Source organism: Nonomuraea sp. PA05, assembly GCF_008086045.1.
Lineage (GTDB): Bacteria > Actinomycetota > Actinomycetes > Streptosporangiales > Streptosporangiaceae > Nonomuraea > Nonomuraea monospora.
Map to the genome: position 1 here is coordinate 121,767 of NZ_VSEY01000014.1, position 20,187 is coordinate 141,953.

At 71.8% G+C, this 20,187-nt stretch carries 18 protein-coding genes; 10 read left to right on the top strand and 8 right to left on the bottom strand.

Annotated features, from left to right (window positions below; all coding sequences use genetic code 11):
- The first annotated feature begins 5 nt into the window (after positions 1-5).
- The 3 genes from FXF51_RS22825 to thrS all read left to right on the top strand — a co-directional run bounded on the left by FXF51_RS22825 (position 6) and on the right by thrS (position 3,539).
- On the top strand, positions 6-863 hold the full coding sequence (locus FXF51_RS22825) for a TIGR03564 family F420-dependent LLM class oxidoreductase (protein WP_262379759.1): 858 nt from the start codon (positions 6-8) through the stop codon (positions 861-863).
- A 39-nt stretch (positions 864-902) separates the two neighbouring features.
- Positions 903-1,499 carry a glycoside hydrolase family 25 protein gene (locus FXF51_RS22830; protein WP_187414526.1) on the top strand — a complete coding sequence of 199 codons (597 nt, stop codon included), beginning with the start codon at positions 903-905 and terminating at the stop codon, positions 1,497-1,499.
- A gap of 66 nt (positions 1,500-1,565) precedes the next feature.
- Positions 1,566-3,539, top strand: a complete 1,974-nt coding sequence (gene thrS / locus FXF51_RS22835; RefSeq protein WP_411268370.1) for a threonine--tRNA ligase — start codon at positions 1,566-1,568, stop codon at positions 3,537-3,539.
- 62 nt (positions 3,540-3,601) lie between these two features.
- Here the strand turns inward: thrS and FXF51_RS22840 are convergent, their stop codons facing one another.
- Both FXF51_RS22840 and FXF51_RS22845 read right to left on the bottom strand, forming a co-directional pair.
- On the bottom strand, positions 3,602-3,805 hold the full coding sequence (locus tag FXF51_RS22840) for a TM2 domain-containing protein (RefSeq protein ID WP_148436560.1): 204 nt from the start codon (positions 3,803-3,805) through the stop codon (positions 3,602-3,604).
- A gap of 134 nt (positions 3,806-3,939) precedes the next feature.
- Positions 3,940-4,662, bottom strand: coding sequence for a PIG-L deacetylase family protein (locus FXF51_RS22845; RefSeq protein ID WP_148436561.1), 723 nt, complete (start codon positions 4,660-4,662; stop codon positions 3,940-3,942).
- An 83-nt stretch (positions 4,663-4,745) separates the two neighbouring features.
- Between FXF51_RS22845 and FXF51_RS22850 the strand changes: the two genes are divergently transcribed.
- A complete protein-coding gene (locus tag FXF51_RS22850) occupies positions 4,746-5,822 on the top strand; it encodes an RNA polymerase subunit sigma-70 (RefSeq protein ID WP_262379762.1) in 1,077 nt (358 codons plus the stop codon).
- A 141-nt stretch (positions 5,823-5,963) separates the two neighbouring features.
- Entirely contained in the window at positions 5,964-6,389 is a 426-nt protein-coding gene (locus tag FXF51_RS22855; protein WP_148436562.1) for a hypothetical protein, read from the top strand.
- 3 nt (positions 6,390-6,392) lie between these two features.
- Here the strand turns inward: FXF51_RS22855 and FXF51_RS22860 are convergent, their stop codons facing one another.
- Positions 6,393-6,887, bottom strand: a complete 495-nt coding sequence (locus FXF51_RS22860) for an Asp23/Gls24 family envelope stress response protein (RefSeq protein ID WP_148436563.1) — start codon at positions 6,885-6,887, stop codon at positions 6,393-6,395.
- Between the two features lie 76 nt (positions 6,888-6,963).
- Here FXF51_RS22860 and FXF51_RS22865 point away from each other — a divergent pair, with 76 nt between their 5' ends.
- Positions 6,964-7,494, top strand: coding sequence for an HIT family protein (locus tag FXF51_RS22865; protein ID WP_262379763.1), 531 nt, complete (start codon positions 6,964-6,966; stop codon positions 7,492-7,494).
- Here the strand turns inward: FXF51_RS22865 and FXF51_RS22870 are convergent.
- Both FXF51_RS22870 and FXF51_RS22875 read right to left on the bottom strand, forming a co-directional pair.
- The gene (locus tag FXF51_RS22870) at positions 7,450-9,543 is read right to left on the bottom strand and encodes a hypothetical protein (RefSeq protein WP_262379764.1); all 2,094 of its coding nucleotides are present in this window, start codon (positions 9,541-9,543) and stop codon (positions 7,450-7,452) included. The genes FXF51_RS22865 and FXF51_RS22870 overlap by 45 nt on opposite strands.
- 341 nt (positions 9,544-9,884) lie before the next feature.
- On the bottom strand, positions 9,885-10,781 hold the full coding sequence (locus FXF51_RS22875; RefSeq protein ID WP_262379765.1) for a branched-chain amino acid transaminase: 897 nt from the start codon (positions 10,779-10,781) through the stop codon (positions 9,885-9,887).
- A gap of 98 nt (positions 10,782-10,879) precedes the next feature.
- Between FXF51_RS22875 and FXF51_RS22880 the strand changes: the two genes are divergently transcribed.
- Positions 10,880-12,250, top strand: a complete 1,371-nt coding sequence (locus FXF51_RS22880; RefSeq protein WP_148436567.1) for a PLP-dependent aminotransferase family protein — start codon at positions 10,880-10,882, stop codon at positions 12,248-12,250.
- An 8-nt stretch (positions 12,251-12,258) separates the two neighbouring features.
- On the opposite strand, the gene FXF51_RS22885 is transcribed toward FXF51_RS22880, so the two are convergent.
- From FXF51_RS22885 to FXF51_RS22895, 3 genes are all read right to left on the bottom strand, one after another.
- Positions 12,259-13,428 (bottom strand): PQQ-binding-like beta-propeller repeat protein, encoded by a 1,170-nt coding sequence (locus FXF51_RS22885; protein WP_187414527.1) that lies wholly within the window; start codon positions 13,426-13,428, stop codon positions 12,259-12,261.
- A gap of 101 nt (positions 13,429-13,529) precedes the next feature.
- Entirely contained in the window at positions 13,530-15,086 is a 1,557-nt protein-coding gene (locus FXF51_RS22890; RefSeq protein WP_148436569.1) for a glycoside hydrolase family 10 protein, read from the bottom strand.
- Between the two features lie 131 nt (positions 15,087-15,217).
- Positions 15,218-17,356, bottom strand: a complete 2,139-nt coding sequence (locus FXF51_RS22895; RefSeq protein ID WP_187414528.1) for an elongation factor G-like protein EF-G2 — start codon at positions 17,354-17,356, stop codon at positions 15,218-15,220.
- 144 nt (positions 17,357-17,500) lie between these two features.
- Here FXF51_RS22895 and pgsA point away from each other — a divergent pair, with 144 nt between their 5' ends.
- Genes pgsA through FXF51_RS22910 form a run of 3 tightly spaced genes read left to right on the top strand, consistent with a single transcriptional unit; the run spans position 17,501 to position 20,159 of the window.
- The gene (pgsA, locus tag FXF51_RS22900; protein ID WP_148436571.1) at positions 17,501-18,124 is read left to right on the top strand and encodes a phosphatidylinositol phosphate synthase; all 624 of its coding nucleotides are present in this window, start codon (positions 17,501-17,503) and stop codon (positions 18,122-18,124) included.
- Entirely contained in the window at positions 18,121-19,032 is a 912-nt protein-coding gene (locus FXF51_RS22905; RefSeq protein WP_148436572.1) for a phosphatidylinositol mannoside acyltransferase, read from the top strand. The genes pgsA and FXF51_RS22905 overlap by 4 nt, the downstream gene beginning before the upstream one ends.
- A complete protein-coding gene (locus tag FXF51_RS22910; protein WP_148436573.1) occupies positions 19,029-20,159 on the top strand; it encodes a glycosyltransferase family 4 protein in 1,131 nt (376 codons plus the stop codon). The genes FXF51_RS22905 and FXF51_RS22910 overlap by 4 nt, the downstream gene beginning before the upstream one ends.
- Positions 20,160-20,187 lie beyond the last annotated feature (28 nt).

Here is a 20,187-nt window from a genome sequence, read left to right on the forward strand (position 1 = left end):
CCGACGTGATCGGCGGCCTGCGCGACCAGATCGCCCAGGCGGCGGAGGACGGCTTCACCTCCGCCTGGCTCTCCCACATCTTCGGGCTCGACGCCATCACCGCCCTGACGGCGGCCGGCGTCCAGGCGCCGCCGATCGAGCTCGGCACCGCCGTCGTGCCCACCTACCCGCGCCACCCGGCCGCGCTCGCCCAGCAGGCCATGACCGCCAGCGCCGCGCTCGGCGGCCGGTTCGCGCTGGGCATCGGCCTGTCACACAAGATCGTCATCGAGGACATGTTCGGCTACAGCTTCGAGCGGCCCGGCCGGCACATGAAGGAGTACCTCGACGTCCTGATCCCTGCCTCGCGCGGCGAGCAGGTGGCCTACCAGGGCGAGACGCTCAAGGCGAACGTGCGGCTCACCGGCCCCGGCGCGGGCTTCCCCGTGCTGGTCGCCGCGCTCGGCCCGCGCATGCTCAAGCTCGCCGGCACCGTCGCCGACGGCACCGTGCTCTGGATGACCGGGCCGAAGACGGTCGCCGAGCACATCGCGCCCACCATCAAGGCCGCCGCGGCGGAGGCGGGCCGCGAGGCGCCCAGGATCGTCTGCGCGCTGCCCATCAGCGTCACCGACGACCCCGCCGCGGCCGTCGCGCGCGCCGACGAGATCTTCAAGATCTACGGCCAGCTCCCGTCCTACCGTGCCATGCTCGACAGGGAGGGCGCGGCCACGCCTGGCGGGGTGGCCATCGTCGGTGACGAGGACACCGTCCTGGCCAGGCTCGACGAGCTGAAGCAGGCGGGAGTGACCGACTTCGTGGGCTCGACGTTCGCCAACCGGGAACGCACCAGAGCGCTGCTGATCGGCGCGGCGAAGGGCTGATCAGCGCACATCTCCATAAAATCCGGCAAGGTGAAGCGCGTGCTACAAGGCATCGATGTGTCGAACTGGCAGGGCACCGTCGACTGGGCCGGCCATGCGGACTCCGGCGTGGCCTTCGCCTTCGCCAAGGCGACCGAGGGCGGTGACTACACCGACAAGTGGTTCGCGCGCAACTGGAACGGCATGCGCGAGAGCTGGATCGTCTGCGGCGCCTACCACTTCGCCAGGCCCAAGGGCGATCCCATCGAGCAGGCACGGTACTTCCTGGGCGTGATCAGGTCGGCGGGCGGGCTGCGCCGCGGCGACCTGATCGCGCTCGACCTGGAGACCAACGACGGCCTGCGCCCGGAGCAGGTCGCCAGGTACGCCCGCCGCTGGTGCCACCACGTCGAGCGGCACGCCGGCGTGCGGCCGTTCATCTACACCTTCCAGGCGTTCGCGCGCGGCGGGCACTGCGCCGGGCTGGCCGAATACCCTCTCTGGATCGCCAGCCCCGAGAGCCCGCGCGGCAACCCGCCGGTGCCGCGACCCTGGCGTGACTGGACCATCCACCAGTACGCCAACAGCCCTCTCGACCGCAACCTCTTCCACGGCACCCGGCAGGAGCTGACAAAGCTGGGGTTTCACCCGCGATAGCATCGGGTGCCTACCGACGAACCTGCCTCGGTGCCGGGCATCGAGCGCGATACTCAAGGAGTCACCGTGTCAGCCGAGCTACGCATCACCCTCGCCGGAGCCGAGCGTGTGGTCGCGGCCGGCACGACGGCCGGGGACGCGCTGGAGGCCGACGGCCGCACCGTCATCGCCGCGAAGGTCAACGGCGAGGCCCGCGACCTGGCCTGCGAGCTGGCCGACGGCGACGCGGTCGAGCCGATCGAGGTCTCCAGCGAAGAGGGCAGGGCGATCGTCCGCCACTCCACGGCGCACGTCATGGCGCAGGCGGTGCAGGAGCTGTTCCCCGAGGCCAAGCTGGGCATCGGGCCGCCCGTCGAGAACGGGTTCTACTACGACTTCGACGTCGCCCAGGCGTTCAACCCCGACGACCTCAAGCGCATCGAGAAGCGCATGCGCGAGATCGTCAAGCAGGGGCAGCTGTTCTCCCGCCGCCCGGTCAGCGACGACGAGGCGCGCGCGGAGCTGGCGGCGGAGCCGTACAAGCTGGAGCTGATCGGGCTCAAGGGCGGCGCCGCCGACACCGATGAGCACGCGAGCGTCGAGGTGGGCGTGGGGCAGCTCACCATTTACGACAACCTCGACGCCAAGAGCGGCGAGCTGTGCTGGAAGGACCTGTGCCGGGGCCCGCACGTGCCCTCCACCCGGTCCATCCCGGCGTTCAAGCTGATGCGCTCCGGCGGCGCGTACTGGCGGGGCAGCGAGAAGAACCCGCAGCTCCAGCGCATCTACGGCACCGCGTGGGAGTCTCGCGACAAGCAGGACGAGTATCTCAAGCTGCTCGAAGAGGCGGAGAAGCGCGACCACCGCAAGCTGGGCGCCGAGCTCGACCTGTTCAGCTTCCCGCCGGAGCTGGGCAGCGGCCTGCCGATCTTCCATCCCAAGGGCGGGATCATCCGCAAGGAGATGGAAGACTACATGCGCAGGCGGCAGGCCGAGGCGGGCTACGAGTTCGTCAACACGCCGCACCTGACCAAGAGCTCGCTCTTCGAGACCTCCGGCCACCTGCCGTGGTACGCCGACGACATGTTCCCCGCCTTCGAGCTGGACGGCACCGAGTACCGCGTCAAGCCGATGAACTGCCCGATGCACAACCTGATCTACCGGGCGCGCGGGCGTTCCTACCGCGAGCTGCCGCTTCGGCTGTGCGAGTTCGGCTCGGTCTACCGCTACGAGAAGTCGGGCGTGGTGCACGGCCTGACCCGCGTGCGCGGCATGACGCAGGACGACGCGCACATCTACACCACCCGCGAGCAGATGGCCGACGAGATCAAGTCGCTGCTGCGGTTCGTGCTGAGCGTGCTGCGCGACTTCGGCCTGGAGGACTTCTACCTGGAGCTGTCCACCCGCGACGACTCCGAGAAGTTCATCGGCGACCCCGCCGAGTGGGAGGAGGCGACCGAGGCGCTGCGCCAGGTCGCCACCGAGTCCGGCCTGGCGCTCAAGGACGACCCGGGCGGCGCGGCCTTCTACGGCCCCAAGATCTCGGTGCAGGCCAAGGACGCCATCGGGCGCACCTGGCAGCTGTCCACCATCCAGCTCGACCTCAACCAGCCCAAGCGCTTCGGCCTCGAATACCAGGCGGCCGACGGCTCCCGGCAGACCCCGGTCATGATCCACCGGGCGCTGTTCGGCTCCGTCGAGCGCTTCCTCGGCGTGCTCACCGAGCACTACGCGGGCGCCTTCCCGCCCTGGCTGGCCCCGGTGCAGGCGGTGGGCATCCCGATCGCCGAGGCCCACGTGCCCTACCTGCAGGACGTCGCCAAGCGGCTGCGGGCCGCCGGCATCCGGGTCGAGGTCGACGCGGCCGACGACCGGATGCAGAAGAAGATCCGCAACGCGCAGAAGGCCAAGGTGCCCTTCATGCTGCTGGCCGGTGACGACGACATCGCCAACGGCGCGGTGTCCTTCCGCTACCGCAACGGCGAGCAGAAGAACGGCGTGTCCGTGGACGAGGCGATCGGCGAGATCGTCAGTGCCGTGGAGCGCCGCGTCCAGGTGTGACCCCCCGACGTCGCGGAAGCGGGCCGTGCCTGGTGGCACGGCCCGCTTTCCGTTTCGCCGGCTTACTTGGCGAGCGGCTGACCCTGCTTGTCGGTGAACTTGCCGATGAGGATCATGATGAAGTCGATCAGCACCCAGACGCCGAGGCCGCCGAGCGTGACGATCTGGAGGATGCCCGTCCCGACCTTGCCGACGTAGAAGCGGTGCACGCCGATCGCGCCGAGGAAGAAGCAGAGTAAGACGGCGACGATCCAGGACTTCTGCATGGGAAATGCCTTTCGCGTGAGGGGGTGGGCCGGGCGCGAGAACTGGCGCGTCCGGCCGGCTTCTGCGGGAAGGATCTCCGCAGGGCACGAAACCCTAGCAAGCTCCTGTGGCTCGCCGCAGACACTCGCGCAAACTAGCGGCTGAACAGGCGGAACGTCACCGCGGGGCGCCCGCCGAAGCGTTCCGCCTGCTCCCGGGCGAAGCCCTCGATGAGGGTGCGGGCGTAGGTCTCCGGGTCCTCGTCGGTGAGCGCCTCGATGTAGGCGCGGTGCTCCAGGAGGGATCGCACGCCCCGCTCCAGGCCGTCGGTGACGTCCACGGCGTGGGTGGGCTCGTCGGAGCCGGCGACGGCGATCCAGCGCACGCCGTTCCACGGCGCCGCCTCGGTGTCCGGAAATATCCAGCGATTTCCGGCGTCTCCGACCGCGTCCATCACGGCCCGGCCGACGGCCCGGTGGTCGGGGGTGTTCCAGTACGAGCCGCCCCAGGTGTCCTCGTAGTTGAGCGTGATCACCAGCTCGGGGCGGTGCCTGCGGATGGCGGCGGCCAGTTCCCCGCGCAGCGCGACGCCGTACTCGATCACGCCGTCGGTGTGGTCGAGGAACTCCACCTCCGTCACCCCGGCCACGGCCGCGCCGGCCCGCTGCTCCCGTTCGCGCACCGGGCCCGCCTTGGCGGGCTCCAGCGTGTCGATGCCCGCCTCGCCGCGGGTGGCGAGCAGGTAGGAGACGGCGCGTCCGGCGTCGGTCCAGACGGCCACGGCGGACGCGCAGCCGTACTCGAGGTCGTCCGGGTGGGCCACGATGGCCAGGGCGCGCTGCCAGTCGTCCGGCATGGGTTCGAGCTGATCCGTCATGCCTGTCATCCTGACAGCCGCCGCCACCGGCCGACAGCGTGCGGCGAGTGGGCTTCGCGGCGAGTGGGGTTCACGGCGGGCCGGTGCTCGTGCGACGCTTGCGCCGGGAGGGCGAGAGCGGCACGTGGGCCAGGGGAGGCGACGTGGGCGACGTGGGCGACGAGAGCGAGGCCGTCGCGGCCGTCAGGCAGGGCGGGCAGGCCGTGTTCGGCGAGCTGGTCGAGGAGCATCGGCACGAGCTGCACGTGCACTGCTACCGGATGCTCGGCTCGTACACCGACGCCGACGACATGGTCCAGGAGACCATGATGCGGGCCTGGCGGCGGCGTGAGACGTTCGAGGGCCGCTCCACGCTGCGGGCCTGGCTCTACCGCATCGCCACCAACGCCTGCCTGGACCTGCTGTCCGGGCCCGCCCGCTCCCGCGAGATCACGGTCGGCGTGGGCGGCGAGCCGCGATCGCCGTTCGCCGAGGTGCCGTGGCTGCAGCCGTACCCCGACCGGCTGCTCGACCTGGCCGCGCCGGGGGAGGGCGCGCCGGACGCGGTGGCGGTGGCCAGGGAGACGATCGAGCTGGCGTACCTGGCCGCGATCCAGCACCTGCCGCCGCGCCAGCGGGCGGTGCTGATCCTGCGGGACGTGGCCGGATGGTCCGCCGAGGAGACCTCGCAGGCGCTGGAGCTGAGCGTGGCGGCCGTCAAGAGCGCGCTGCAGCGGGCCCGCGCGACGCTGCGCATGCACCTGCCCGCCCGGCGCACGCAGTGGGGGCCCGCCACGGCGCCGAACGAGCAGGAGCGGGCCGTGCTGCGCCGCTACATGGAGGCCTCCGTGGAGGGCGACCTGTCGGCGCTGGCCGAGCTGCTGCGCGAGGACGCCCGGCAGACGATGCCGCCGGCGTCGCAGGTGTTCGACGGGCGGCAGGCCATCCTCGACATGTGGCGTCCCGTCATGGTCGGTCCGGAGGCGTGGGGCGACTGGCGGGCGCTGGCCACCCGCGCCAACCGGCAGCCGGCCGTCGCCAACTACGTACGCCGCCCGGGCCGGAGCCGCTTCACGGCGGTCAACATCGACGTGCTCCGCGTCGAGGACGGCCTGATCGCCGAGATCACCACGTTCGGCGCCGAGCTGCACGCCGCCTTCGGCCTGCCGCAAGAGCTCTGACCCGAAGAGCTCTGCCCCCGAGAGCCGCCGGAGAAGCCCCGATTCGAAGAGAAGGGAGATTTCCCGATCCCGACCGATTCCTTTCCCGCAGCCGCGCCGTCATATGGCCGTACGACCACTCACTAGAGAGGAAATCCCGCCATGACCGAGCACAACGACCCCAAGCTCAAGGCCCTGGACCGCCTCGTCGGCACCTGGAAGGTCACCGGCGCCGCCCCCGGCACCGTCACCTACCGCTGGATGGAGGGCGGCCACTTCCTCATCCAGGACGTGGACCTCACGCAGGACGGCGGCACGGTCAAGGGCACGGAGTTCATCGGCAGGAAGCGCCCGTACGGGGCGGAGGCGCCCAGCGAGGACGTGCACTCCTGGTACTTCGACAGCGACGGCAGCACCCTGGCCTACGTGTACGAGGTCGAGGGCGACACGCTGACGATCTGGGCGCACAAGAGGGATTCCGGCGCCTACTACCGCGGCACGTTCAGCGCCGACGGGGCGAGCGTCACCGGCGCCTGGGTCTACCCGGGAGGCGGCGGCTACGAGTCGAACATGACGCGGGTGGGCTGAGCCTCAGCCCGGCTCCCCGCCGTCGTCGAGGTCCTCGGCGGGGTCGCGGTCAGCGGCCCGGCCCTCGCCGGGGAGCCGGACGTCGTCGACGGTGACGTTCACCTCCATGACGCGCATGCCGAGCATGCGGCTGACGTTCCTGGCGACGTTCGTCTTGACCTCGGCGGCCACGTCCATGACGACGTGGCCGTACTCGACCACGATGGTCAGGCTGACCGCCACCTGGCGGTCCTGGATCTGCGCGCTGACGCCCTGGGTGCCGCGGCGTGAGCCGATGCCGATGCGGTCGCGTACGGACTCGAAGGCCCGCGCCAGGTCCCCGCCCATGTCGGCGACCCCCGCCACCTCCAGCGCGGCCAGCGCGGCGATCTTCTCGATCACCTCGTCGGCGACCTTGATCCGGCCCTTGACCACCGCGCCGCCGGTGGGCGCCTCGATGTACGAGGGAGTGGGCTCCTCGGTTGACGGTGCGGGCTGCTCGGCTAACGCTTCACTCATCGCGGCCTCCTGTAGGCAATGCTCAGGATTGTGCCGGAAGGGGACCCCGTTTGTCCGGGGTCCTATGCTGCTAGTTATGCACGATCAGGCAGGGGCCGGGGCCCCGGACAACTTCGACCGGCTGTGGACCCCGCATCGCATGGCCTACATCAAGGGCGAGAACAAGCCGACCGGCACGGGCCCTGAAGACGGCTGCCCGTTCGACGCCATCCCGAAGATGAGCGACGAGGACGGCCTGATCGTGAAGCGGGGGGAGACGGTCTACGCCGTGCTCAACCTGTACCCGTACAACTCGGGACACCTGATGGTGGTGCCCTACCGGCACGTGTCCGACTACGACGAGCTGGACACGGCCGAGGTGGCGGAGCTGGGCGAGTTCACCCAGAAGTCGCTGCGTGCGCTGCGCAAGGCCAGCGGCGCGCAGGGCTTCAACGTCGGCATGAACCTCGGCCACGTCGCGGGCGCGGGCATCGCCGCCCACCTGCACCAGCACGTGGTGCCCCGGTGGGGCGGCGACACCAACTTCATGCCGGTCGTCGCGCGGACGAAGGTGCTGCCGCAGCTACTTCGCGACACCCGCCAGTTGCTCGCCGACGCCTGGGACTGACTCGCTCTCGCGGCGCAGCGCGCCGATGCCGGTGGCCAGCAGCAGCGGCACGGCCAGCGCCAGGGCCATCGACAGCACGGCCGCGCCGGAGTCGTTGACCAGCATCCCGACCACGCCGCTGACGAGCGTGCCGATCAGCCCGGCACGCAGCGCGGGGGAGTGCTCGAACGCCGCGGGCACGACCCCGGCCGACGCCTGCTCGGGGCGCAGGATCGCGTACACCAGGAACGCCACCGCGGCGATCACGATCGGCATCAGGTTCGGGTTGGCCAGGGTGGAGATCATGGCGACGAACTTGCGCCAGATGACGTCGAACGCCTCCCCGGTCAGCACCTGCCCGACGAACCTGCCCAGGTGCGACTGCTCGGCGGGCGGCCGCAGGTAGTTGAGCCACGCGAAGCCCATCACGATCACGCCTCCGGCCACGCAGAACGCGCCCAGCTTCACCAGCGAGACCCGCCTGCCCGACAGAATCAGCGCGGTCACCGCGATGCCCGGCACGAACGCGATCACGCCGCCGAAGTCGCTGCCCATCCCGGAGCCGCCCAGCACCATCGCGAACGCCCCCAGCACCACGATCGCGGTCACCCCCACCTTGCCCGGCCAGCGGTGCGCGATCACCGTGGTGGCCAGCAGCGTGCCGGTCGCCAGCAGCGCGAACGGGATGTTGCCCAGCCCGAAGTAGCGGGCGCCCTGCTCGGCGCTGTATCCCATGAAGCTGTTGAGCTGCAGGGTGGTGCCGGTGAGCAGGTCGCCGACGAGCGTGAGCGCCGTGATCGCGGCGACCACGGCCAGCGGGCCGAGCGGCCTGCGCCGCCACGGCCCCGCCAGGGCCAGCGCGGTGATCGCCGCCCACCAGGCCGCCATGCCGCCGAACAGCTCCAGGTGGCTGTCCCACGGCAGCAGGTTGACCAGGAACGAGGTGACGGGCAGCGCCGCCAGCGCCACGGCGGCGCGGCGCACCCAGGGCAGGCTCCTGCGGCGGCGCAGCAGCAGGAAGGCCAGCACGTAGAACAGCACCTGGAACACCGCCAGGGCGGTGAAGTAGGCGGCCTTGGCCGAGCGCATGGTCTGGGCGGTGGCGTCGGCGCTCGCCAGCTGCTCGAAGGTGCCGGCCCTGTCGCCCAGCCTGTCTCCCAGCCGCAGCGGCGCCCCCACCACCGTGCTCGGCACGGCCACGCCGGCCTTGTCCAGCACAGTGGCGGTCAGGTCGGTCAGGATCGAGATGTCGTCGCGGCGGGTGGAGGCCGCGCCCAGCAGCCGCCCCTCGGCGCCGGGCTCGCGCAGCGCGGCCACCCGCAGGTGCGGCACGGAGCCGTGGTCCGACAGGCCAGCTAGCAGCACCGTCGTGTCCGCGGGCAGCTTCGACAGCAGCGCGCCCGCCTTCGCGTCCGCCAGCCGCAGCGCCTGGCGGCGCTCGGCGGCGCCGAGCTTCTCCGGCACCTTGGGCAGCTTGCCGGGCTCGCCCGCCAGGTAGGCCTGGACGAGGTCGTCCACGTCCATCGCGACCGTCCGGCACCTGTCCAGGTCGGCGGCGCCCACCTGGGCCGGCGTTGCGCGGTAGTGCGCCACCGCGCCCTGCTGGTCGGCCAGCGCCAGCGCCGCGCCCGGCCCGATCGCCACCGAGCACTGCCCGGCCGCCTTCAGCGCCTCGCCCAGCGTGCCCGCGGTGCGCTGACCGGCCACGTCGATGAGGTAGCGGTAGTCGGGGATGACGGCGCCGTCACCTTGGACCTCGGGCTTCGGCGGTGCGCCGCACGCGTACCCGGCCGCCGCCCTGGTGCCCGCCGACACGGTGAGCCACCCGTCGTAGGGGCAGGTCACGTTGCCGACCGTGCGGACGGACAGGGAGCCGACCGCGCTGGACCCGGCCAGCGCCCACAGATGAGGGGTGTCGGACGGGGTCAGGTCGTTCCAGTGCAGGCCGGGCACTCCGATGAGCGCCACCCGGCCCGCCTCCGCCCGCGCCCCGGCGGGGCCGGCGAACCAGGCATGACCGATAATCAGCTGACCGACCAGCACGGCCAGCACGACCAGCGCGCGCCTCACTCCGATGACCTCCCGTGATCGCAGAGTTCTGTGGCACGGCCGAGCTAGGTAGTGCTAGGTCATGTTCCGGCGCCACCAGACGCGACTACCCTCTCATGGGTGGCGAGCGCGGGGGGCCGTTCCGGGCTCGCCGGGCGGCGATCGTACGGATCGATCGCCGCCTTCCGGGCAGCGTCGCAGCCGGTGTGGTGGGCGGTCCCCGGGGCTGGGCCGCGGCCCGTGTGGCGGGCGGCCCCCGGGGCTGCGCCGCGGCCCGTGTGGCGGGCGGCACTCGGGGCTGCGCCAGCCGGTGTTGCGGGCGGCATCCGGGGGCTGCGCCTCGGGCGGCCGTGCAGGGGCCTTCAGGCGGTCACCGCGGTGAGCCAGTGGCGGTAGCGCTCGTCCCTGCCGTGCACCACGGCGTCGTAGGCGTCGGCCAGCCGGGCCGTCACGGGGCCGTGGCCGAGCTCCCGCTTGTCCACCGAGGTGACGGGCACGATTCCGGCCGCCGTGCCGCACAGGAACACCTCGTCGGCGGCGTACAGGTCGGACCTCATCAGCTCCCGCCTGACCGCCCGCACCCCGAGATCGCCGGCCAGCCGCTCGACGGTGTCCTGCGTCAGCCCCTCCAGCGCGCCCGCGCTGGCGGGCGGCGTGGCCAGCAGCCCGTCACGCACCACGAACAGATTGGCTCCCGTGCACTCGCTGACGTAACCGGCGGCGTTGAGCAGCACGGCCTCGTCGTAGCCGGCGTCGAGTGCCTCCTGCTTGGCCAGGACGGAGTTCAGGTAGGGGCCGGTGGCCTTGGCCGAGGTGGGCACCACCATGGGGTCGTTACGCCGCCACGAGCTGGTCATCAGCCGCACGCCCGACCCGAGCAGCGCGCCCCACTCCCAGGTGGCGATGGACACGGCGGTGGGGCAGTTGCGCGCCGCGATGCCCATCTCGCCGTAGCCGCGGTGCGCGAGATGGCGGATGTAGCAGGACGGCAGGCCGTTCGCGGCCACCGTGCGCAGCGTGGCCTCCCGCAGCTCCGCCAGCGTGTACGGCATCGCCAGCCCGATGATCCGCGCGCTGAGCAGGAGCCGCCGCAGATGCTCGTCGAGCCTGAACACGGCGGGCCCCCGCGCCGTCTCGAACGCCCTCGTGCCCTCCAGGACGGCGGTGCCGTAGTGCAGGGCGTGGGACAGCACGTGCACCCGGGCCTCGCCCCACGCCACGAGCTCCCCGTCCATCCAGATGAACTTGGCCTCCTCCACCCGCACTCCTTCCCTCAGTGGCCCTCAGTGGCCGATTCGGCGACATTCCGATGGGCCAATCGCACGGCGAGTGGCACATTATCTGGATAATGGTGGCTATGGGAAGGGAAGACACCCTCGTCACGCTCGTCCGCGACCGCCTCCGGCTCCACCAGGGCCCGCCCAGCCGCCGGCTGGCCGGCGCGCTCGCCGACCTCGCCCAGACCGGGCTCATCAGCCCCGGCACCCGCCTGCCCTCCGAACGCGACCTGGCCCAGGCGGTCGGGGTCAGCAGGGGGACGGTGGCGGCGGCGTTCAACGCCTTGTGCGAGGAGGGGCTGTGCGAGCGGCGGCACGGCAGCGGCACGTACGTGCTCGGCACCCCCTCCTTCGGCGGGCTCCTGCAAGCGGGCGCCGTCCGCGCGGACCTGTCCACCTCCGTGGTGCCCGACCCGTCGCACCTGGTGCTGCCGGCGGTCGATCCGGCGGAGTTGATGAGGGTGCCGAGCGGGCACGGCTACGACGCGATGGGCGACCTCCGCCTGAGGACCGTGCTGGCAGCGTCCGGGATGGCGGCGACCGGACAGCCGGGGAGCGGCACGGCGGGCGGCGGGGGCGCAGGTCCGAAGGACGTCCTCGTCACGGCGGGCGCGCAGCAGGGCATCGACCTGGCCGCCCGCGTGCTGCTGCGGCCCGGGGACCGCGTCCTGGTGGGGGATCCGGCCTACGGCGGCGCGCTGAGCGTGTTCCGCCGGGCGGGCGCGCACGTGGTGCCCGTCGATCTCACCGCACCGCGGGCCGTGGCGGACGCCCTGGCCCGCCACCGCCCGGCCGCCGTGTACGCGGCGGGCGTGGACAACCCGACGGGCGCGGTCGCGCCGCTGCGGCACGTCGCCGAGCTGGCCAGGGACGCCGACGTGACCTTGGTGGAGGACCGGGCGCTGGCGGCCCTCGTCCACGACGGCGCGCCCCCGCCCGAGCCGCTGGCGGCGGCGCATCCGTACGGGACGGTCACGGTCGGGTCGTTGTCGAAGGTGTTGTGGGGCGGACTGCGGGTGGGCTGGCTGACGGCGCCGGAGCCGCTGCTGGCCCGGCTGACCGAGGCCAAGGTGGACGCCGACCTGGCCACCAGCGCGGTCGCCCAGCGGCTGGCCACCGACCTGCTCGAACGCAACCCCGTGGCGCCCTGGCTGGCCGAGGCGGGCCGGCGCAGGGAGCACTGCCTGGCGGCGCTGTCCGCGCACCTGCCCGAGTGGACGTGGACGCGGCCCGCGGGCGGGCTGTCGGTGTGGGCACGGCTGCCCGGCGCCGATACCGACAGGTTCGCGGCCGTGGCGCGGGAGCACGGCGTGGCGGTCGCGCCCGGCTCCCTGTTCTCGCCCGACGGACGCCACCGCGACCGGCTGCGCCTCAGCTTCGCCCTGCCACCCGACCTCCTGGACCAGGCGATCGCGGATCTCGCCCAGGCCTGGCGGGCCTACGGAAGATGACGGGGGCGTCAGCCGACCACCACGTCGTCACCGTAGAGGACGCTGATGCCCGCCAGCCCGTCCCGCATCCAGATCGGGCTGATGTCGGCCTCGAAGCGGTGTCGGTCGATGAGGCGTCCGGTGCGGGCGTCGAGCTTGGCGAGCGTTCTGGTGTCCTCGGCGACGTAGGTGTGCACGCCGTCGGTCAGCACGGTGTCGTTCCACGCGTCCCCCAGGTCCCGGCGCCAGGCGAGGCCGCCGTCGGCGGCCCGGAAGGCGGACACCTCTGTACGTGTCCGCACGGTCACCAGCCCATCCGACACGCCCATCGACTCCCCGCCGGAGGCCTCGCCGCTTCCGGCCGGCGGCACTCGCCAGACGAGCTTCCCGTCCCCGGCCCCGCGGACGTTGAGCCGTCCCTTCTCGTCCACGTAGGCCAGGCGGCCGTCCCCGAGGTCGCGTGCGTGCCACAGCGCGCCGCCGTCGTGGCGCCACAGCGGCCTCCCGTCCGCGGCGCTGAGCGCGACGTCGGCCTCCGGGCCCGGGTTCGCGCAGTTGCTGGAGACGAGCACGACCTCGCCCACGCCCCGGGCCGAGCCGGGCACCTGGCAGGAGCCCGCCGGGCCGGGCGGGTAGGACCAGCGAATCGCCCCTGTACGGCCGTCCAGCACGTCGAGGCGCCCCTCGTGCAGGATCACCAGGACCGGGACGGAGCCGTCGCGGCCCACGCTGATCTCCCAGGCCGCCCCCCATTCCTCGTCGTAAACCCGGTTGGCCTCGTGGCCAGGCCCCGGCGGGATGTCGGTCTGCCAGACGATGCGGCCGTTCGGCGCGTCGACGAGGGTCACCCGGCCGTCCCGCCAGACGGCCGCGAGCCGGCGATCGTCCAGCGCCAGGTGGCCGACCAGGTCGTCGCCCCAGTCGTTCCGGTACGTCCAAGCCGTGGCCCCGTCGCTGATCCGCTTGCCGGACAGGGTGTCGCCGGTGAGCCCCCACCGCCCGGTCACCGCCACGCCGCCGACGACCTCACTGGTGGCGGCGACCCTGCCGACGACGTCGATCGGCGGCGTCCCGCGCCCAGCCGGGCGCCACGGCCGCGTGGCGTCCCCGGCCGGGACGACGATCTCTCCTGGGACGCCGACGAGGCCCAGAAGGAGGACACAGGCCACCGCGCTGGACAGCAAGTGAATCAGCCGCATGGGCCCCAGCATGGCCGACAAGACGGAGGAAATGGCGAAAGGCCGGTCGAATCGACCGGCCTTTCGTTGTCAGGCGATGGCTGGACCGCGTCAGGCGGTGGCTAGACCGCGTCCACCTTGACCTTCACGGCCTTGCTCTCGTGGTGCAGCCGGTCCAGCGAGGTGACCAGGTACGTCCCCGCCGACTTCACGGTGTAGGACGGGCCGCTCACCACGGCCACCAGGTTCCGCGCGTCGGTGGTGTGGCAGTCCTTGCCGGACTTCGGCACCTGGTACACGGCGTACCCGCGGGCCCCCTCGGAGGCCTTCCACGACAGCTTCGTGCCCTCGGCCTTGGCCCCGGCGGGCACGGCCGGCGCGGACCCGCCGAGCGAGTCCTTCACCGGCAGCAGCGCCGGGCGGCTGTAGTGGGTCTTGGCCAGCCGGTCGACCGACCCGAGCGGGTTGGCCACCAGGTTCTTGGCGCTGAAGTAGACGGCGCCGTCGACCTGCTTGCTCGCGCGGTTGACGCCCACCTGGGCGGCCAGCTCGCCCGGCTTCAGCCAGCTCTTGTCGTCCTTGGCGCCGACGCGGTAGAGGCCCTGGCCGATGTAGAGCTGCACGTCGCTGCCCTTGACCTCGTTGGACCACCAGCGGGTCAGCGTGGTGTAGTCGGCCAGCTTGTGGCCGCGCGGCCAGTAGAGCTGGGGCAGCACGTAGTCGACGGTGCCGGCCTTGATCCAGGCGCGCGCGTCGGCGTAGATCGAGTCGTAGGCGGACATGCCGGACGTGCTCGACCCCGTCGGGTCCTGGGCCTTGTTGCGCCAGATGCCGAACGGGCTGATGCCGAACTTCACGTGCTCCTTGGAGGCGTGCACGGCCTCGTCCACCTGCGCGACGAGCTTGTTGACGTTGCCGCGCCGCCAGTCGGCGAGCTTGTCGCCCTTGCCGTACTTGCGGAAGGCGGCGGTGTCGTCGAACTTCGCCCCTGCCACGGGGTAGGGGTAGAAGTAGTCGTCGAAGTGCACGCCGTCGACGTCGTAACGGTCCACGACGTCGGTGATGACCTTCGTCACGTGCTCGCGCACGGCGGGCAGGCCGGGGTTGTAGTACAGGCGGCCGCCGTACTTGACGGTCCAGTCGGGGTGCTGTCGTGCCGGGTGGTTGGCGGGAAGCGCGGCGGTGCTGTCGCCGTAGGAGGCGCGGTACGGGTTGAACCACGCGTGGAACTCCATGCCGCGCTTGTGCGCCTCCTCGATGAGGAACGGCAGCGGATCCCAGCCGGGGTCCTTGCCCGCGGTGCCGGTGAGGTACTGCGACCAGGGCTCCAGCGAGCTCTTGTAGAGGGCGTCGGAGGCGGGCCTGACCTGTACGAAGACCGCGTTCATGTTCCGCTTGGCGGCACTGTCGAGGATCTTGACGTAGTCGGCCTTCTGCCTGTCGGCGCTCTGCCCGGCCTTGGAGGGCCAGTCGATGTTCTGGGTCGTGGCGATCCACACCCCGCGCAGCTCACGCTTGGGATAGCGGGCGTCGGCCTTGCAGGCCGCAGCGGGGGGTGCGGCGACGGTCGTCTTCTTCTCGCTCGCTGCGGGGCTCTCGCCGGGTCCGAAGACGTAGGCGGCGGTCGTCGTGGCGACGGCCAGGGCAGCAGCGGCTAGGAGTGGGCGTCCAGTTCGCATAGTGCCACCCAGTGTGACAGCTGCTCCGGCATGCTCGGTACGAAAAACCGAAATCAAGTCGTGACACTTTTGTGACAAAAGCCTACGGCTGGGCCGGGAGGGACATATCCCTCCCGGTCCTCAGACGGGCCTCAATCCGTTGCCGTCACCTTGGTCGCGAGGTTCGGCGGCAGCGGTTCGTAGCGCAGGAACGTGCGGGTGAACGTGCCCGTCCCGTGTGACATGGATCTCAGATCGATCGCGTACCGCGTTATCTCCAGCTCGGGCACCTCGGCCTTGACCAGCGTACGGCCGGTGCCGACCGGCTCCGTGCCGAGCACGCGCCCGCGCCGCGACGACAGGTCGGACATCACCGAGCCGACGTAGTCGTCGGCCACCAGCACCGACAGCTCGTCCACGGGTTCGAGCAGCAGCGTCGAGACCTTCGCCGCGGCCTCCTTCAGCGCGAGCTGCCCCGCGATCTGGAAGGCCATGTCGGAGGAGTCGACGGAGTGCGCCTTGCCGTCGTACAGGGTGACCCGCACGTCCACCATCGGATAACCGGCGACGACGCCGCGCTCCATCTGGGCCCGCACGCCCTTCTCCACCGACGGGATGAACTGCCGGGGCACCACGCCGCCCACGATCTTGTCGACGAACTCGAAGCCCCCGCCGGACGGCAGCGGCTCGACCTCCAGGTGGCAGATGGCGTACTGGCCGTGGCCGCCGGTCTGCTTGACGTTGCGGCCCATCGCCTGGCACTTGCCGCCGAACGTCTCGCGCAGCGGCACCCGCAGGTCGATCCGCTCCACCTCCACGCCGTGGCGCTTGGCCAGGCGATCGAGCAGCACGTCGGTGTGCGCCTCGCCCATGCACCACAGGACGAGCTGACGGGTCTCGGCGTTGTTCTCCAGCCGCAGCGTCGGGTCCTCGGCCACCAGCCGGCCGAGAGCCTGCGACAGCTTGTCCTCGTCGGCCTTGGACTTGGCCCTGATCGCCACCGGCAGCAGCGGGTCGGGCATGGTCCAGGAGGTCATCAGCAGCGGGTGCTCGACCTCCGACAGCGTGTCGCCGGTCTCGGCGCGCGACAGCTTGGCCACGGCCACGATGTCGCCCGCCATGCCCTTGGCCGCGCCGCGCTGCTGCTTGCCCAGCGGGCAGGTCAGGGTGCCGATGCGCTCGTCCACGTCGTGGTCCTCGTGCCCGCGGTCGGCCAGGCCGTGCCCGGAGACGTGCACGGTCATGTCCGGGCGCAGGGTGCCGGAGAAGACGCGGACGAGGCTGATGCGGCCCACGTACGGGTCGCTGGTGGTCTTGACGACCTCCGCCACGAGCGGCCCGTCAGGATCGCACGCGACGCCCTTGACCGGCTTGCCGGACAGGTCGGTGATCTCGGGCATGGGATGTTCGAGCGGGGACGGGAAGCCCTGCGTGATCAGCTCCAGCAGCTCCTGGGCGCCCACGCCGATGCCGCTGCACAGCACCGGGTAGAAGCTGCCGCGGGCGACGGCCTTCTCCAGGTCCTCGATGAGCACCTTGGTGTCGATGGGCTCGCCCTCCAGGTATCGCTCCATGAGCGACTCGTCCTCGCTCTCCTGGATGATGCCCTCGATCAGCGTGCCGCGGTGCTCCTCGATCTGTGCCTCGTACTCCGCGCCGGGCTCCTTCACCGTGCGCTCGCCCGTGGCGTAGTTGTAGAACTTCTGTGTCAGGAGCCCGATCAGCCCGTTGACGTGGCCGTTGGTGATCACCGGGAGGTAGAGCGGCGCGACACCGTCGCCGAAGATGTCCTGGCAGGTCGCGAGCACCTCGTCGAAGTCCGCCCGCTGGTGGTCGATCTTGGTGATCACGACCGCCCGCGGCATGCCGACCTGCGAGCACTCCTCCCAGAGCATCTGCGTGAGACCGTCGACCCCGTCGGAGGCCGACACCACGAACAGCGCCGCGTCGGCCGCGCGCAGCCCCGCGCGCAGGTCACCGACGAAGTCGGCGTAGCCGGGGGTGTCGAGAAGGTTGATCTTGATGCCGTTGTGCACCAGCGGCGCCACGGCGAGGTTGACCGACCGTTGCTGCCGGACCTCCACCTCGTCGAAGTCGCTGACCGTGTTGCCGTCCTCCACCCGTCCCGGGCGCTGAATGGTGCCCGTCGCGGCCAGCAGCTGCTCGACGAGGGTCGTCTTACCCGCTCCTGAGTGGCCGACCAGCACGACATTGCGTATCGCATCCGCCCTGTCGGCCTCGGGTGCCCTGCCCGCGGCTCCCACGGCGCCACCAGAGTTTCTTTCCGCCACATCGGCCTCCCGCGTCGTCGGTTGTCGCCAACGCCGCGCCCGCGCGGAGGGAGTGAGAAACCGCATGGACGCGGTGTGTTCACCAAATACCCGTGTGGCGGATATCACAAGGGGGGCGGGGCAAAGAAAGTTGTCAGGCGCGTCATGGCCTACGATCGGACCGCGATGCTCAAACTCCTGCGCCCGGCCATGACCCGGATACTCACCCCGCTGGGCAGGGCCCTCGTCGGCCGCGGGATCGGCCCGAACGCCGTCACGGCGGTCGGCACCCTCGGCACCGTCGTGTCCGCCCTGCTCTTCTTCCCTCTGGGGCACCTCACCTGGGGGGCTCTCGCCATCACCGTCTTCGTGCTGTTCGACCTGCTCGACGGCGTGGTGGCCCGGCTCGGCGGGAAGGGGGGCAGCACCTGGGGGGCCTTCCTCGACTCCACGCTCGACCGGGTCGCCGACGCCGCCATCTTCGCCGGCCTGATCCTGTACTTCATCTCCGTCGACGACACCCTGATGGCCGCGGTCACGCTGCTCTGCCTGGTCGCCGGCGCCGTGGTCTCCTACGCCAAGGCCAGGGCGGAGGGGCTCGGGCTCACGGCCGACGTCGGGCTCGCCGAGCGGCCGGAGCGGCTGGTGGTGGCGCTGGTCGCCGCCTGCTTCGCCGGGCTGGGCGTTCCGTACATCCTGCCCGTGGGCATGTGGCTGCTCGCGGCGGCCAGCCTGATCACCGTGGGCCAGCGGGTGGTGGCCGTTTACCAGCAGACGAGGGAGCCATGAGCGAGAAGGTGTCCTTCGGCGACCGCGTGGTGGCCGCCGGGTTCGCGGCCGGGTGGAAGCTCGTGCCGCTGCTGCCGCAGCGCCCGACGGCCGCGGTCTTCCGCTTCCTGGCCGACCGGGTCTGGAGCAGGCGCGGCAAGTCCGTACGCCGCCTGGAGTCCAATCTGGGCAGGGTGACCGGCCTGGCGCCCGGCAGCCGGGAGCTGCGCGAGCTGAGCAGGGCCGGGATGCGCTCCTACTTCCGCTACTTCCACGAGATCTTCCGCCTGCCGTCGATGGACCGCGGCGAGCTGGTCCGCCGCACCCACGTGATCGGGGCCGAGCACGTCCACGACACCGTGGCGGCCGGGCGGGGCGTGGTGCTGGCGCTGCCGCACATGGGCAACTGGGACCAGGCGGGCGCGTGGCTGGTGGGGGTGGGCCACCCGTTCACCACCGTGGCCGAGCGGCTCAAGCCCGAGTCGCTGTTCCACCGCTACGTGGCCTTCCGCGAGGGGCTCGGCATGGAGGTGCTGCCGCTCACCGGCGGCGACGGGCACAACTTCGGCACCCTGGCGACGCGGGTGCGCAAGGGCGGCGTGGTCTGCCTGCCGGCCGAGCGCGACCTGACCAAGGGCGGCGTCGAGGTGAGCTTCTTCGGCGCGGCCACCAAGTACCCGGCCGGGCCGCCGCTGCTGGCCGTGCAGACGGGTGCGGCGCTGCTGCCCGCCATCGTCTACTTCGTGGGCGACGACTGGGGCATCCACATCCACCCCGAGCTGCCCGTCCCCGCCGAGGGCACCAGGCAGGAGAAGGTCGCCGCCGTCGCGCAGGGCCTGGCCGACGTGTTCGAGAAGGGCATCTCCGAGCATCCCGAGGACTGGCACATGCTGCAGCGGCTCTGGCTCGACGACCTGGAACCCCGATGAGGGTCGGCATCGTCTGCCCGTACGCGTGGGACGTGCCGGGCGGCGTCAAACAGCACATCGACGACCTGGCCCAGGCCCTGATCGCGCAGGGGCACGAAGTCTCGGTGATCGCGCCCGCGGCCGACGACGAGGAGCTGCCCCCGTACGTGACGGGGGCCGGGCGGGCGATCCCCGTGCCGTACAACGGGTCGGTGGCCCGGATGTCGTTCGGCTTCCTGTCGGCCGCGCGGGTGCGGCGCTGGGTGCGTACGGGCGGCTTCGACGTGCTGCACATCCACGAGCCGCTGATCCCCAGCCTGGGCGTGCTGGCCTGCTGGGCGGCCAAGGGGCCGATCGTGGCCACGTTCCACGCCTCGTTCACCCGCTCGCGCGCGATCGCGGTGGCCGAGCCGCTGTTGCGCAGCGCGCTGGAGAAGCTCAGCGGCCGCATCACGGTCTCCGACGCGGCCCGCAAGAGCCTGGTCGAGCAGTTCGGCGGCGACACCGTGCTCATCCCGAACGGCGTCACCGTCGCCCGCTACACCGAGGCCGAGCCGCTCGACGGCTGGGGCCCCCACGGGCGCACGCTGGGTTTCCTCGGACGCATGGACGAGGAGCGCAAGGGGCTGCCGATCCTGCTGGAGGCGTTCGGCGCGCTGGCGGCCGAGCGGCCGGACGTGAAGCTGCTCATCGCGGGCCCCGGCGACGAGAAGGACGTCTACGACCAGGTGCCGAAGCGGTTCCGCGACCGGGTGACCGTGCTGGGCATGGTGAGCGAGGCCGACAAGATCCGCGCGTACCACTCGGTGGACGTGTTCGTGGCGCCCAACACGCGCGGCGAGAGCTTCGGCATCGTGCTGGCCGAGGCGATGGCGTCCGGGGCGACGGTGCTGGCCAGCGACATCCCGGCGTTCCGCAAGGTGCTGGGCGACGGGCAGGCGGGCGCGCTGTTCGCCAACCGCGACCCGGCCTCGCTGGCGCGTGAGGCCGCCGCGCTGCTGGACGCGCCGGAGCGGCGTGCCAAGCTGGCGGCGGAGGCGCTGGTCGCGGTCAGGAAGTACGACTGGTCCACGGTCGCGCGCGACGTCGTGCGCGTCTACGAGACCGTCACCATGAGCGGCGCCGGGCGCGTGGAAGAGGACCTGTGACGAGCGGCGGCGGCCGTGCGGAGGAAGA